The following is a 14,675-nucleotide window of genomic DNA, read 5'->3' as shown; positions in this document are numbered from 1 at the left end:
GCTCGGGCGGTAGTCTTGGCGGGTGATCAGCAACGACGATCCCCGCGACTACGAGGGCCCCAAGGAAGAGTGCGGCGTCTTCGGCGTCTTCGCGCCAGAGGAAGATGTCGCCCAGCTGACCTTCTACGGGCTGTTCGCCCTGCAGCACCGCGGACAGGAATCCGCGGGCATCGCGGCCAGCACCGGCAACCGCATCATGGTGTTCAAGGACATGGGCCTCGTGTCCCAGGTGTTCGACGAATCCACCCTGAAATCGCTGCCGGGCCGCCTCGCCATTGGACACACCCGTTACTCGACGCACGGCGCCAGCGAGTGGAACAACGCCCAGCCCACGTTCCGGGCCACGCCCCACGGCGGCCTCGCTCTGGCCCACAACGGCAACCTCACCAACACCGAGGAACTCGAGGAGTGGCTGCACGAGATCGCCCCCGCAGAGTCCGTGCCGCACAAGAGCCGCGTCATGGACTCCACCAGCGACACCGCGCTGATCTCGGCGCTGATCGCCAGCTTCGACGAGGGCAGCCTGGAAGCGGCCGCGCTCAAGGTACTCCCGCGCCTCCGCGGCGCCTACTGCCTCTCGTTCATGAACGAGACCACCCTGTACGCCGCGCGTGACCCGCACGGCATGCGGCCGCTGGTCATCGGTCGCCTCCAGGGTGGCTGGGTGATCGCCTCGGAGACCGCGGCCCTGGACATCGTCGGCGCCACCTTCGTGCGCGAGGTGGAGCCGGGCGAGTTCATCTCCATCGACGAGCGTGGCCTGCGGTCGCAGCGGTTCGCCGCGCCGGATCCGAAGGGCTGCATCTTCGAGTACGTCTACCTGGCCCGCCCGGACACGACCATCGCCGGCCGCAACGTGCATTCGGTGCGCGTCAACATCGGCCGCAAGCTGGCCGAGGAACACCCCGTGGACGCGGACCTCGTGATCCCGGTGCCGGATTCGGGTACCCCGTCGGCCATCGGCTATGCGCAGGGCTCAGGCATCCCCTACGGGCAGGGCCTGGTCAAGAACGCCTACGTGGGCCGCACGTTCATCCAGCCGACGCAGACCATCCGCCAGCTGGGCATCCGCCTCAAGCTCAACCCGTTGCGCGACGTCATCGCCGGCAAGCGCCTCGTCGTGGTGGACGATTCCATCGTGCGCGGCAACACGCAGCGCGCGCTGGTGCGGATGCTCCGCGAAGCCGGCGCCGCAGAGGTACACGTGCGCATCTCGTCGCCGCCGGTGGAGTGGCCGTGCTTCTTCGGCATCGACTTCGCCACCCGTGCAGAACTGCTGGCCCCCGGCCTTTCGCTGGAAGAGATCCGCCGCTCCATCGGCGCCGATACGCTCGGCTACATCTCGCTCGAGGGGCTCACGGAGGCCACCACCGTGCCGGCGGACAACCTGTGTCGCGCCTGCTTCGACGGCAAGTACCCCGTGGCCATCCCACGCGCACAGGCCAAGCTGCTGAACCTGGAGGAAATGTGAACCAGAGTGCCTACGCCGCCGCCGGCGTCGACATCGAGGCCGGAGACCGCGCCGTCGAACTCATGAAGGCCCACGTGGCCCGCACCAACCGGCACGAGGTGCTGGGTGGGCTCGGCGGGTTCGCCGGCTTCTTCGACGCCGCCGCGTTCAAGAAGTACGACCACCCGGTGCTGGCCACGTCCACGGACGGTGTGGGCACCAAGGTCGCCATCGCGCAGGCCATGGACAAGCACGACACCATCGGGTTCGACCTGATCGGCATGCTCGTCGACGACCTGGTGGTCGCCGGCGCCGAGCCGCTGTTCGTGACCGACTACATCGCCTGCGGCCAGGTGGTGCCGGAGCGCATCGCCGCCATCGTGCAGGGCATCGCCGATGCCTGCGTCGCCGCCGGCTGTGCCCTCATCGGCGGCGAGACCGCCGAGCACCCCGGCCTGCTCAGCCCCCACGAGTACGACATCGCGGGCGCCACCACCGGCGTCGTGGAGAAGTCCAAGATCCTCGGCGCGCACCGCGTGCGCGTGGGCGACGCCGTCATCGCCATGGCCTCCTCCGGTCTCCACTCCAACGGCTACTCGCTGGTGCGCCACGTCCTGCTGGAGCAGGCGGGCTGGAACCTGGACCGCCACGTCGACGACCTCGGCCGCACGCTCGGCGAGGAACTGCTCGAGCCCACCAAGGTGTACGCGCTGGACGTGCTGGACCTCATCCGCAACGTCGAGGTGCACGCCATGAGCCACGTCACCGGCGGCGGCCTGGCCAACAACCTGGCCCGCGTGATGCCCACGGACATGACGGCCGTGCTGCAGCGCTCCAGCTGGACTCCGCCGTCGATCTTCCGCCTCGTGCAGGAGGTGGGGAAGATCTCGCAGCCGGACATCGACGCCACGCTGAACATGGGCGTGGGCATGGTCGCGATGCTGCCGCAGAGCGAGGTCGACGCCGCGCTGAGGCTGCTGAACGGCCGTGGCGTCCCGTCCTGGGTGCTGGGCGAGGTCGAAGCCGTGGAAGGCCCCGGCGCCGCCGTCCTCGTCTGACCCCCGCTGCGTATCTGACCGACGCTCGACGAGGTGGGCCCCTCCCGCGGGGGCATAAGCCCCACCGGGGTCAGGGGCCGGTACCCGCCCTGCGATCATCGGAGCATGAGCTCAGCCCTCGGACCCACTCTGGCCAGCATCGTGCCCATCCTCCTGCTGATCGCGCTGGGCGTCCTGCTGCGCCGGCTCAACGTCCTCGACGCCACCACCGTCGAGGGTCTCAAGCGGTTCGTGCTGAACGTCGTCCTGCCGGCCGTGCTGTTCCTCGCCTTCCTGGGCCTGGAGTTCCAGCGCGAGTACGTCGCCCTGATCATCCTGGTGCCGCTGTTGTGCGTGCTGCTGCTCGGGGCCGGGAAGCTTGTCACCGGCTGGCTGAAGGTACCGCCGGTCGGCACCTTCCTGTTCACCGGGTTCGAGTTCGGCATGGTGGGCCTCGCGCTGTTCACCGCCGCCTACGGCCTGGAGCGGGCGCCGGTGGCCGCCATCGTCGGCCTCGGGCACGAGTTCTTCATCTGGTTCGTCTTCGTCACGCTGCTGAAGCGGCAGAGCGACGGTGCCTCGTCGCCGGCGGAGACCGTGCGCTCCTTCGCCACGTCGCCCGTCATCATCGCGATCGCGCTCGGACTGGCGCTCAACGCGCTCGGACTCAGGCCGACCCTGGAGGCGAACCCGTTCTCCGGCGCTCTGCTGGCGGCGGCAGGCTACCTGGCCGCCATGATCGTGCCGTTGATCCTGGTCATCGTCGGCTTCGGCGCCCGGCTCACCCTCGGCGGAGTGCGGGAGGCTGCGGGTTTCGTGGCCGTCCGCTTCCTGGTCTGCCTGGTCCTGGCCGTCGTGGTCTCGCTGTTCGTGGTGGGGCAGTGGCTCGGGCTGGGGGTGCCGGTGCAGGCCGCGGTGTTCATGCTGCTGATCCTGCCGCCGCCGTTCATCGTGCCCCTGTACCTGCCGCCGCGGCGCACTGCGGAGATCACGTTCGCCAATAACGTGTTGAGCCTGTACACGCTGGTCAGCGTGGCGGCCTTCGTGGCCTACGTGGTGATCGTCGGCTGACCGGCGAGCACCCCGTCGAGCAGTTCGACGACCCTGTCGGCCCGCTGCCGCAGCAGCGGGTCATGGGTGGACACCACCGTCGCGATGCCCAACTCGTGGGTGAGTTCCACGATGAGGTCCATGATGGTGGCGGCGGTGTCTGAATCGAGCTGGCCGGTGGGTTCGTCGGCGATCAGGATGTGAGGGCGGGCGACGAGGGCGCGGGCGACGCCCACGCGCTGCTGCTGACCGCCACTGAGCTCGTGGGGCCGCTGCTTGGCGTGCCGGGCTAGGCCCACCCGCTCCAACATCGCCGCGACCCGCTCGTTGCGCTGCGCCGCCGGGACCTTGGCCAGCCGCAGCGGCACCTCGACGTTCTCCGCCGCAGACAACACGGGGATCAGCCCGAAGGTCTGGAAGACGTACCCGATCCGCTCCCGGCGGGTGGCCAGGACCTCGCTCTCCGCCAACTCCGACAGGACCCGCCCGTCGTCGAGCACCACGCGGCCGCCGGTGGGGCGGTCCAGGCCGCCCAGCAGGTTCAACAGGGTGGTCTTGCCGGAGCCGGACGGGCCGGTGACGACGGTGAGTTCGCCGGCGTGCACCTCGATGCTGACGCCGTCGAGGGCGTGCACCTCCGTGTCGCCCGAGCCGAAGGTGCGGCGCAGGTCAACGCCAGCGATCCGTGCGGTGGTGGTCATGCGTCCTCCTCAGGGGCCGAACGGCGGGCGCGCGAGCCATTGGGCCAGACCCCGACGTGGCCGGTCTCGCGGGTGATGCGCACCCTGTCGTGCAGCCCGAGTTCCTCGACGTGGGCCGGCGGCAGCTGCAGCCGGCCGGAACGGTCGATCACGGTGTACTCCTCGGCGACCTCGCGGGCCACCCCGCCGGGGCCGATCTCCGTGCGGCGCAGCACCTCGGTGGAGGTGCGGCCGTCGCGGATCTGGACGGTGCGGGCCACGTGGTCGCTGACCATCGGGTCGTGGGTCACGATCAGCACCGTGGTGCCCAGCTCCGTGGCCGCCGCGCGCATGAGGTCGAGGACCTCGGCTGAATTCACCTCGTCCAACTCGCCGGTGGGCTCGTCCGCCAGCAGCACGTCGGGGGAGTTGGCCAGCGCGGTGGCGATGGCCACGCGCTGCTGTTGGCCGCCCGACAGCTGCCGGGGGACGCGGTTGGCGCAGTCGGCCACGCCCAGCAGCTCAAGCAGTTGCAGCGCCCGCCCCCGCCGCTGGGAGCGCCCGGCGATCACCATGGGCATCGTCACGTTCTCCGCGCCGGTGAGGAACGGCAGCAGGTTGCGGGAGGTCTGCTGGAAGACGAAGCCCACGCTGTGCCGACGGAAGTCGATGCGTTGCCGCCTGCCCATCGCGGTGAGGTCATGCCCGGCGACCCGGGCCCGGCCGCCGGTGGGCCGGTCGAGACCGGAGAGGATGTTGAGCAGCGTGGACTTGCCGGAGCCGGAGGCGCCGACCACCGCGACCACCTCGCCGGGGTCCACGGTGAGGCTGAGCCCCTGCAGGGCCTGGACCTCGACGCCCTCCGTCGTGTGGATGCGAACGAGGTCCTCGCACCAGATGTCTGGGCCGTGGTGACTGCGGGTGATGGTGTCGTTCATCGTTCCTCTCCGATGCGGAGTTCCTGTGCGAGGTTGGTGCGGCCCACGAGCCAGGCGGTGGCGGCGATGGCCACGGCCACGGTGAGGGTCAGCAGGGCGCCGACGCCGCCGAGCAGCGCCGGGTCGAGGTGCAGCGGGGGCGGCTGGGAGCCGCCGGTGAGGCTGCGGAAGTCGAGGGTGGCGAGCAGCAGCGCCGCCAGGGCGATGCCGACCCCCACACCCAGGAGGAGGCTGAGCAGAGCGCTGGGCGCGATCTCCCAGGCCGTCAGCGCCCGGAGTTCCCGTCGCCCCATGCCGAGGGTCCGCAGGACGGCGCCGAGCCGGGTGCGCGCCCGGGTGGCCATCAGCTGCGAACCCAGCAGGGTGAGCGTCAGCAGGGCGGCGGTGGCTGCAGTGAGGGCGGCGAAGGTGGTGGTGAGCCCGGACACCGTGGGCGTCTCACGGATGGCGCTGAGTTCCTCGTCGGCGACGGTGATGCGCGCGTTGCCCACCACCTCGCCGATCCGTGCGCGGGCGACCCGGGTATCGGTGCCGGGCGCCAACGACACCAACGCCAGGGTGGCGGGTGGCAGGGGTTGGGCCTCGGCCCACCGCTCCGCGCTCATCATGGCCCAGGCGGCCCCCGTCCGGACGCCCGGCGGCGCCGGCAACGCGTCGAGCACCGTCACGCCCCCGACGCCCTCCAGCCGGGCGCCGCCGGCCTGCACCGGCACGGAGTCGCCGAGCACGATCCCCGGCGCACCCTCCCCGGCGAACAGCCGCGCAGGGAGGGCCGACCCGAACGGTGACGCCGCGTAGGCGTCCTCGACGGCCGGCTCCGCCAGCCACAGCCGCACCCGGGTCTCGCCGCCCTGGCTGAGGCGGTGGTTGGAGCCAGCGTCGTGGATGCGGGCGACGGCGAGCACACCGTCGACGCGCTGCAGGTCCGCGAGCATCTCGTCGGTGATCCGGGGGCCGCTGATGTGCACCGACGAGCCGTTGGCCTCCCACGTGGCGCGCTCGGTGCCGGCGATGACGGAGCCGAGCAGGGTGGCGCTGAGAACCGCGATGGTGGTGCCCAGGACAACCGTGAACACCGGCGTCAGGCCGCCCGCCGGATCCCGGTGGGCGCGCACCGAACCGAGGAACCCGGCTACCCCCCGCCCCGGCCGGAGCCACCGGGCCGCCACCCGCAGGGGGAGGGGATAGAGCCGGAGCGCGAGCAGGCAGGCTGCCCCGGTGAGGAGGACCGGTGTGGCGGTGGCGAGGAGGTCCAGACCCCCGGTGGGGGTGTCGCCGCGGCTGAGCAGGGCCCAGAGGCCGGCGGCGCCGGCGATGACGGTCAGGACTTCCGCGACGACGCGCCACCGGCCGGGCCGCAGGGTGAGGTCGGCACGGATGCTGGCGGGACCGATGTGCCTGGCGGCCCAGGACAGGGCGGGGGCGGCTGCCGCCCCGATGAGCAGCGTGCCGGCCCACGACCAGGGTGAGCTGCCGCCTGGCGTCACGGCCGCCGCCAGCAGGTGACCCAGCACTGCCGCGGGCACGCCCAGCAGAAGCCCTTCGAGGCTGAGCAACGAGCGCAGCTGGTGCCAGGACACGCCGCGCGCCGTGACGAGTTCGACGGCGCCCCGCCGGCGTTCGATGACGAGCTGGGCGGCCAGCACCAGCAGGGCCAGACCCACTGCGAGCGGCCCGACCGCGGCCACGGCCACTGCCGCGCGGGTGACGTCCTGCTGGGCGGCGACCGAGGTCAGTGCCTGACCCAGTTCGGACTCCAGCCGGAACTGGGTGGGGGACGGGTCGTCGGACTCCGGGTCAGCGGTCAGGACCGCGTAGCGCTGTGCCAGCAGGCCGGTCAGTTGCGATCGCAGCTCGCTGACGTCCACATCGGCGAGGCCCGCGGTGTCGACGCCGAACCAGGCGTGCATCGTGAGCGTCTCCGTGACGCCGGGGCCCAGCTTCTCGACCGGGATACCGCTGGAGAGGTAGGACGGCGGGAGGAAGAGGCCGGTGACCAGGCGGGTACCGAGATTCGCGTCCTGCTGCTCGACGATAGTGCGGGCGTAGGGGATGTGCTCCCACCGGGTGTCCCCTTCATCGAGTGGGCGGAACGTGCCGCTCAGGGTCACCGACTCGTTGATCTGCTCACCGATCTCCCACCCCAGGCGCTCAGCCACCTCCGCCAGCGCCGCGACCCCCTGGGGGCCCGTGGGCGTGGCACCCTCCGGGCCCTTGGTGGTTGGCCGCGGGGAGGGCCAGGAACCGGCCACCAGTTCTGCGTGCCCGGCCAGGTCGGGGTCGACGAAGAACAGGAAGCGAGCCTCGAAGTAGCCTGTGGCGGTGGGCGGCACCACGGTCAGGTCGGCCGGCACCTCCGCCATGAACTGGGGCGCCGCCAGGAGCGAGCGCAGGGGCTCCGGCTGGGCACCCCTGAGGGTCTCGAGCGCCTCCCGATGCGGTTCCCATGGTTCCTGGATGCCCGCAACCGGGGAGTTCATGGTGTTCTGTGCCCAGGTGCCGGCGACATCGCCTTGGAGGGCCGAGAGGCCGGAGAGCGTCTGGGTGAGTTGACGGTCGTCGAGGTTCGCCATCAGGCGTGGAGTGGCGGTGGTGAGGGCCGCGAGGATCAGCACGCTCAGCGCGAGCAACAGCGCGGGCCAGCGCTCCGAGGAGAACTGCCGCCACAGGAGTTTCAGCGCGGTCACCGGACCTCCTCCCGGTACTCCGGGTCCAGCGCCTGACGCTGCACAGCGCGTCCCACCAGCCAGAGGATGAGCAGCAACGCCACGGCGCCCGCGCCGAGCAGGGCCGCCCAGGGGAGGACCTCTGCGGTCAGAGGGCTGCGGTAGCCGGGGCCGGCCGGCTGGGCGGCCTGCACGAGGGGGTCGACGACGAGCCACGCCACCGCGACGCCCGAGGCGATGCCGGCCAGCGTGGCGATGACGAGCAGCCCGCCGGACTCAAGCGTGCGGCTGCGCCGCTGTGCGCGGGGCGTCATGCCGAGCGCCCGGAGCACCGCCACCTCGGAGCGCCTGGCCGCCAGCTGGGTGGCGGCCGCGGCCGCGAGGCCGGTGAGGGACAGGAGGAGCGCGCTCCCGGCGGCGATCCAGAGCGAGCGGGCCGCCGTCGCCGTGCGGCTGGGCGTCTCGTCCGGCGTGCGGAGGGCCGAGATGCCGGCGAGCTGCGCCGCGGCGGCCCGGACCGCGCTGGGGTCACCATCGAGAGTGGCCCAGAGCTCCGAGGGCCAGCGCAACGGGTTGGCGGTGGTGGCGAGGTGGGCCGACACCGCGCCGGAATCGGCGAGGACACCGAGCTCGGTGGTGAGGCCCGGCAGGGCCGGTGTCACGGCCGCGACGACGGCGGGGATGCGACGGCCGAACGCGGCGAGGTCGAGGGCGTCTCCGGGGCCGAGCGTGGTGGCGTCGCCGAGTTCCGTGGTGAGGGCGACGGGCACGGGTGCGGGCTGGGCGGGAGCCGCCCCCGCCATCACGCCCCGGTGGTCGTGCCCCTCGAAGGGGACGTTGGCCCCGAAGGTGATCAGTGGCAGCGCAGGGCTGGTCTCGACGCGCCAGGCCTCGCCACGGGCGTCGACGGCGGCCTGGGGCACGGGTGGCTTGTTGCTGACGGGGTGGTGGAAGGTCTGCGTCGTGCCGTCCTCGAAGGTCACGGTCTCGGTGCGCGGTTCCCAGGCGGGTTCCACGGACGCCAGGGCCGCCCGGTAGGGCCCGGCCAACTCCTCGGTGACGGCCAGGTCCGAGGTCCAGTCCCCCACCCCGCCGAGGGGCACGCCGTCGGCGCTGAGCGTGATCTCCAGCCGCGTGCTGCGGTCTGCGTTGTCGTCGGGCGGGCCGACGAGTTGGACGCTCTCCACGACGACCGCACCGTCCTGCGGGAGGGCGATGTCGGCCGCGGCGGTGCCCACGAGGTCGTTCCAGAAGGGGCGGTCCCCCGGAGGGGTGGCGCCGTCGGGATCCGGCTGGTCGATCGAGACGGACGGCCCGTTGACGGTGCGGCTCACCCCGGTGGATGCGTCCCGCAGCGTGAGGCGCAGGGAGTACGACGAGGTCCGCGAGACGCGGTCCAGGTAGTCCTCCGTCCACACCTGGGCGAGGAACTCGGCCTCCTGGGGCGGAAGGTCCGCGGCGCTTGCGCGGTTGAACTCGTCCGCCCGGTCGAAGTACTCCTGCTGCCACTCATCGAGGTACACCCGGCCGTCCAACTGGGCGTGCAGGGTGGTGGCGCCGTCGGGGACGGTGAGGGGCTCGACGCCCTCGACGCGACCCGGGAGCTCGGGGAACGCCAGGCCGGCCGGGAGCGTGGCCACCTCCGACAGGCGGTCCAGGGGCCCTGCGAGGACAGCGACGGGGGTGTCGCCGACCCTGCCGGAGTCGTCGAGCCAGACGGGTACCGAGGCCGACACCCCGTCGACAGCCGCGAGGTCCGGCAGCTGCAGACCCTGGGTGCCGGCGTCGAGGCTGGAGAGCGTGGCGCGCAGGGGGGCGCCCGTGACGAGCATGGTCAGGTCGCGGTGGGTGGTGGCCGCGGTGCCGGCATAGAGCGACGCGAAGGTCGCCGTGCCGGTGGCCAGGATGGTGAGTGTCACCGGCACCGCGTGCACCAGCAGGCCGCGGGCCAGTTGCGCGGCGGCGAGCCAGGCAGAGGTCTCGGCCAACCTGCCCGCCGCCTCGACGAGCCTCGTGATGGGGCCGAGGGCTGCGAGGCCCAGGACGGCCGCGGCAGCCAGGAGGAAGGCGGGGGCCAGTGCCGGCAGGAACTGCAGGCTGTCCGCTCCGCGGAGTTGCCACGTGGTGAGGGCGGCGGCCGCGAACACCACCACCAGCGCCGCTGCGCCCGCCACGGCCCGCACCCTGTCTGCAGGCGGCCGTCCCGTCAGGGAGGACGTGGCGCGGATGGTCACGGTCCAGAGCGCCACGACGGTGAGCAGGAGGCTGCCCGCTCCGCCCAGCAACACGATGTCGAACTGCGCCGTGTTGCGCGATGTCAGCCACAGCAGCCCCAGCGCGATGGCGGAGCCGAGTGCTACCCCCACCACGGCCACCAGGGTGGACTCGGCCAGCCCTGTGACGAGGAGTTGGCGGCGGGCAGCGCCGCGGGCGGCGAGCAGTTCATGCTCCCGCTGTCGGGTGGCGGCGAGCAGCCCCGAGACCTGCACCAGGCCGACGGCGGCCACCAGCAGCAGCACGCTCACCGGCACGATGCCGAAGGCGCGGCCCACCTCCCAGTCGCGGGAGGCCCGCTCCGCCGTCGACGCCAAGTCGCCGTCGACGACGATGCCCCGCCCCGTGACGTCGGCCCCGGCCACCAGCGCCTTGGCGCGGTCGGCCCCGGCGGCCAACACGTCGAGTGCCTCGGGCGTGATGCGCTCCGCATCCGGGACCACGGACCACCGGATGAACGGGTTGCCGCCCGTCAGAACCGAGCGGTCCACGATGAGCGGACCCACCGAAGCGGGGTCCGCGCCGTCCATGACGAGGGGGTCGCCGAACCAGAGCGGCGAGGACGGTTCCGAGGCCTCCCAGAGGGCGGTGATCCTGAGGGTGTGGCCGTCGACCGTCAGCGTGTCTCCCGTGGAGAGCCCCAGCTCGGCGGCCGCCCCGGAATGGAGCGCGGCCTCGTCCGCAGCAGCGGGCCAGGCGCCCCCGTCGACACTCAGCAGGCCGGGGGAGAGGTGTTCGCCGGACCACAGCGTCACCCGCTGGGCGGCCTCGCCGCCGTCCACGGTGGGGCGACGCGGCTCGGACACGTGGGTGGTGTGGACAGTGACGGGCGCGGGGGAGAAGCCTTCGGTGAGCGCGCTGCGCGCCACCCCGTCCTGGGCCCTGGGATCCGGGCCGAGGCGGGTCTGGGCCTGGACGGCCCCGGCGCCCGGTGCGGCGGTGGAGAGGGCGGCGCGCGCAGCGTCGGTGGCCAGCGTGCCGGCCTGCCCGACGACGAAGGCGAGGATCGCCGTGGTGACGGTGACCAGGGCCAACAGCGTCGCCAGCAGGAGCGAGGAGGCGCGGGCACGGCGTGCAGCCCAGCCCCACCACGTCGTCATTCGGTGAGCCTAGTCCCAAGGGCCCGGGCGTGAATCGGTGACCCTCGATTCGTCAGTAGTTGACGTTTCAAGTAAGTGTCGCTAGAGTAGTAGCATCTTCAACAACCGGTGAGTGATGAGCTCGCCCCAATCCCGGGAGAACCCCATGACTGCACTCACCGCCCTGTCCGGCAACTACGTCATCGACAACAGCCACACCGAGATCGGCTGGACCGCCCGTCACGCCATGGTCACCAAGGTGCGCGGCTCGTTCACCGACTTTGAGGGCACGGCCGCCACCGGTGCCAACCTGGAAGACGCCAAGATCAACGTGGTCATCCAGGCCTCGTCCATCGACACCGGCAACGCGGACCGCGACGGTCACCTCCGCTCCGGCGACTTCTTCGACGTCGAGACCTACCCCACCATCCGCTTCACCTCCACCAAGGTGACCGCGGCCGGCGAGGGCCTGGACGTCGAGGGCAACCTCACCATCAAGGACGTCACCCGCGAGGTGAGCATCCCCTTCGAGTACGACGGTGTCGCCGTCGACCCCTTCGGTAACGAGCGCGTGGGCCTCAGCGGCTCCGTCCAGGTCAACCGCAAGGACTTCGGCCTCGTCTGGAACGCGGCCCTCGAGACCGGCGGCGTGCTGGTCTCCGAGAACGTGAACCTCGTCTTCGAGGTCTCCGCCATCAAGCAGGCCGACGAGGCCGCTGTTGAGGCCGAGGCCGTGGCCGAGCCCGTCGTCGAGGCCCAGCCGGTCGCCGAGACCCCCGCGCCGGCCCGCGCCGCCCAGCCGCAGACCACCGCCCCCGCCACCGCCCAGCAGGGTGGGTTCATGGGCTGGCTGATGCGCGTCTTCGGCTGAATCACTTCACCACTGGGGTGGTGAACACACAGGGGCGGGTCCGTGAGGGCCCGCCCCTTTCAGCAATCGTGTGCCGACGCAGTACCGCCGCCGCCGCTGACCCCACACTTTCAGGTATTGGGTGGGCCGGCATTGGCGACTAGCGTGGAGGACCCCGAACATAGGAGATGAACATGTCCGAACTGTCCGGCAAGAAGGTCGCCTTCCTCCTCACCGATGGCTACGAGGATTCAGAGCTGACCAGCCCCTGGGAAGCGCTCACCACGGCGGGCGCCGAACTGACGCTCGTCGCCCCGGAGAGCGGTGAGGTCAAGGGCAAGAAGGGGCACACCCAGAAGGTGGACGCCACTGTCGCCGACGTCGACGCCGCAGACTTCCACGCCTTGGTGCTGCCCGGTGGCGTCGTGAACGCGGACCACCTGAGGATGGAGGAGGCGGCCGTGAAGTTCACGCGCGACTTCTTCGACCAGCACAAGCCGGTGGGCGTCATCTGCCACGGCGGCTGGATCCTGACCGACGCAGACGTCGTCAAGGGCCGCAGGCTCACCTCCTACGGCAGCCTGAAGACGGACCTGCGCAACGCCGGCGCCGAGTGGGTGGACGAGGAGGTGGTGGTGGACCAAGGGCTGGTCTCCAGCCGCACCCCCGACGATCTGCCGGCGTTCAACGCGAAGTTGGTCGAGGAGTTCGCCGAGGGTCGCCACTAGGGTGAGACGGCCTGAGGCCGCCGTCGCCACGCGCGAAGCGCCCCGCAGCACGAGGCTGCGGGGCGCTTGTGGTTGGTGGCTACTTCACCTCGAGCGCGGTGATGGCCGCGATCAGTGCCTCCGTGGCCGAGTTCACCTCGCCCTGGGTGCGGTTGCTGCGGAGCACTGCGTTGGCCTTGCCGCGGGTGCTGGTGACCGCCCCGAGCGTGGCGCCCTTGTAGTTCTTGCCGCGCAGGTCCAGGCTGTCGGCCCAGGTGATGGCGCCGGTCAGCCTCGACTCGTCGATGATGGGCTTCTTGACGCCCAGCCACCCTTCCGGATCCGCAACCGCGTCAGCGGAGAGCTTCTCGGACCAGTCCATGTTGAACAACTGGGGGTTGTGGGTGGCACGCCAGTTCAGGTAGTCGGTCAGACCCCAGAACGTCACGCGGTCCATGTCCTGTGAGTACTTCTTGTAGACGGCGAAGTACTCGGCGTAGCGCTGCGCCTGGATGGCCTCCAGCTCCATCCGGTTCTCGATCTTGCCCACCCAGTAGGTGAAGCCGTCCTTGTAGAAGCGGTCTGCCACGGTGGGGTCGTCAAGATCTGCGTAGTTCGCCCGGTCGGAGCCCTCGGGCTCGGCGTTCCAGGCCTCCCAGACCTGGAGGTCCAGTTCGCTCACGTTGGCGGTGAAGCCCGCCTCGATGATCATTTGCAGGGAGCGTTCGACGGAGGCGTGGTTCGAGCAGGCGCCAGGCTGCCATTCCTCGGCTGCCTCGTCGACCAGCTCAGGGAGCCGGGTCAGGTCGGAGCAGGCGAAGGCCGGGGTCTGGTTGATGTAGTTGTGCGACTGCAGGCCGATGGTCTCGATCAGCTGGCGCGGGTCGTCGGGGTATTCGGCCGCGTAGCGCTCGTTGAGTTCCGTGGCCATGGCGATGATGGCCTTGCCCTTGCCCTCGGACTGGAAGACGTTGAAGTCGTTGTATTCCAGCTTGGTCTCGGGGCCGTACTTGCGGGCGAACACGAAGGCGTCGTAGATGAAGTCGCCGGGTGACTCACCTGCCGCCACGTCCATGTCTGTGGTGTAGGCGGTGTACCAGCCGGAGCGGGCGTAGTCACCGGGGCCGCCGCGGAGGAAGTCCTCCCAGTTCTGAGTCTCGGGGTCGAACGTGTCGAGTCCATCCCTGAAGGCCTCGTTCACCACGTCCCAGGAGACGACGCGGCCCTTGAAGTGGGTCAGGACGGTCTCGATGTAGCGCTCCATGTTGGCGCGGGCCTGGTCTCGGGTGCCCTGGAAGAGCTTGCTGGGGGACTGGCTGTGCCACACCAGCACGTGGCCGTGCACCTTGATGTCCCTCGCGAGGGACTCGTTCACGAAGTAGTCGGCCTCGTCGAACGTGAAGTCCCATGTGCCCGTATCGAGGTTGATGTTGGCGTTGGGGAGCAGTTGGTCCGGCTTCATGATGTTCTCGGCCGTCATGACGTTGTAGTGCCGATCCACCTGGGCCCAGTTCGGGGTGTCCTCCTGGTAGGTCTGGCGGCCGGAGTAGATGTTGCCCACGTTGAAGTAGTCCGCGTAGGTCTCCTTCAGCGAGGGGATGGGGGTATCAGCGACGTCGGCGGGCGCCCCCTGGGCGGGCACGGCGTAGCTGACGGTGGCGAGTGCTGCGGCGAGACCCGCGCCGATCCAGCGGGCCGCGACTCGGCGGCGATGACGAGACAACATTGCTTCCTCTCGTGGTCGCGGGGCCGGCATCCTGGGCATCATCCGTGATGCCCGGCCGCCCCGCCTATTTTGGTGCGTCACCAAACTTAATCCGACCATAAGTGGGCCCCGGGAGCATCGTCAAGGGACCCCGGAGTTTTCGATAACGTTTTTTCCAGGGGTTTCGCCCACCGGCGGAAAACGACGATGCCCCGCAGCGCGGGGCTGCGGGGCACCGT

Annotated in this window: 10 protein-coding genes; 5 read left to right on the top strand and 5 right to left on the bottom strand. The window is 70.9% G+C overall.

Features of this window, described 5'->3' with window-relative positions:
• Positions 1–22 precede the first annotated feature (22 nt).
• From purF to ACZK4S_RS01745, 3 genes are all read left to right on the top strand, one after another.
• A complete protein-coding gene (gene purF / locus ACZK4S_RS01755) occupies positions 23–1,471 on the top strand; it encodes an amidophosphoribosyltransferase (protein ID WP_198928224.1) in 1,449 nt (482 codons plus the stop codon).
• On the top strand, positions 1,468–2,508 hold the full coding sequence (gene purM / locus ACZK4S_RS01750; protein WP_076060935.1) for a phosphoribosylformylglycinamidine cyclo-ligase: 1,041 nt from the start codon (positions 1,468–1,470) through the stop codon (positions 2,506–2,508). Before purF ends, purM begins: the two co-directional genes overlap by 4 nt.
• 105 nt (positions 2,509–2,613) lie before the next feature.
• Complete coding sequence (locus ACZK4S_RS01745; protein WP_076060932.1) at positions 2,614–3,558, top strand: AEC family transporter; 945 nt, start codon at positions 2,614–2,616, stop codon at positions 3,556–3,558.
• On the opposite strand, the gene ACZK4S_RS01740 is transcribed toward ACZK4S_RS01745, so the two are convergent.
• Genes ACZK4S_RS01740 through ACZK4S_RS01725 form a run of 4 tightly spaced genes read right to left on the bottom strand, consistent with a single transcriptional unit; the run spans position 3,537 to position 11,195 of the window.
• Positions 3,537–4,238: an ABC transporter ATP-binding protein gene (locus tag ACZK4S_RS01740; RefSeq protein ID WP_076060930.1), complete on the bottom strand. Its 702-nt coding sequence runs from the start codon at positions 4,236–4,238 to the stop codon at positions 3,537–3,539. The two genes, ACZK4S_RS01745 and ACZK4S_RS01740, sit on opposite strands and share 22 nt — an antisense overlap.
• Positions 4,235–5,155 carry an ABC transporter ATP-binding protein gene (locus ACZK4S_RS01735; RefSeq protein WP_076060928.1) on the bottom strand — a complete coding sequence of 307 codons (921 nt, stop codon included), beginning with the start codon at positions 5,153–5,155 and terminating at the stop codon, positions 4,235–4,237. The genes ACZK4S_RS01740 and ACZK4S_RS01735 overlap by 4 nt, the downstream gene beginning before the upstream one ends.
• Entirely contained in the window at positions 5,152–7,842 is a 2,691-nt protein-coding gene (locus ACZK4S_RS01730) for an FtsX-like permease family protein (RefSeq protein ID WP_463643161.1), read from the bottom strand. Before ACZK4S_RS01730 ends, ACZK4S_RS01735 begins: the two co-directional genes overlap by 4 nt.
• Positions 7,839–11,195 (bottom strand): ABC transporter permease, encoded by a 3,357-nt coding sequence (locus tag ACZK4S_RS01725; protein WP_463643160.1) that lies wholly within the window; start codon positions 11,193–11,195, stop codon positions 7,839–7,841. Before ACZK4S_RS01725 ends, ACZK4S_RS01730 begins: the two co-directional genes overlap by 4 nt.
• A gap of 145 nt (positions 11,196–11,340) precedes the next feature.
• Here ACZK4S_RS01725 and ACZK4S_RS01720 point away from each other — a divergent pair, with 145 nt between their 5' ends.
• A complete protein-coding gene (locus tag ACZK4S_RS01720) occupies positions 11,341–12,045 on the top strand; it encodes a YceI family protein (protein ID WP_463643159.1) in 705 nt (234 codons plus the stop codon).
• Between the two features lie 173 nt (positions 12,046–12,218).
• Complete coding sequence (locus ACZK4S_RS01715) at positions 12,219–12,752, top strand: type 1 glutamine amidotransferase domain-containing protein (protein WP_463643158.1); 534 nt, start codon at positions 12,219–12,221, stop codon at positions 12,750–12,752.
• Positions 12,753–12,831: 79 nt separating this feature from the next.
• Here the strand turns inward: ACZK4S_RS01715 and ACZK4S_RS01710 are convergent, their stop codons facing one another.
• Positions 12,832–14,457, bottom strand: a complete 1,626-nt coding sequence (locus tag ACZK4S_RS01710) for an endo-1,4-beta-xylanase (protein WP_463643157.1) — start codon at positions 14,455–14,457, stop codon at positions 12,832–12,834.
• Between the last annotated feature and the right edge of the window lie 218 nt (positions 14,458–14,675).

It is taken from the genome of Tessaracoccus zhenghani (assembly GCF_055326325.1).
Note: the sequence above shows the minus strand (reverse complement) of the source record. Positions and strands in the feature narration are given on the sequence as shown.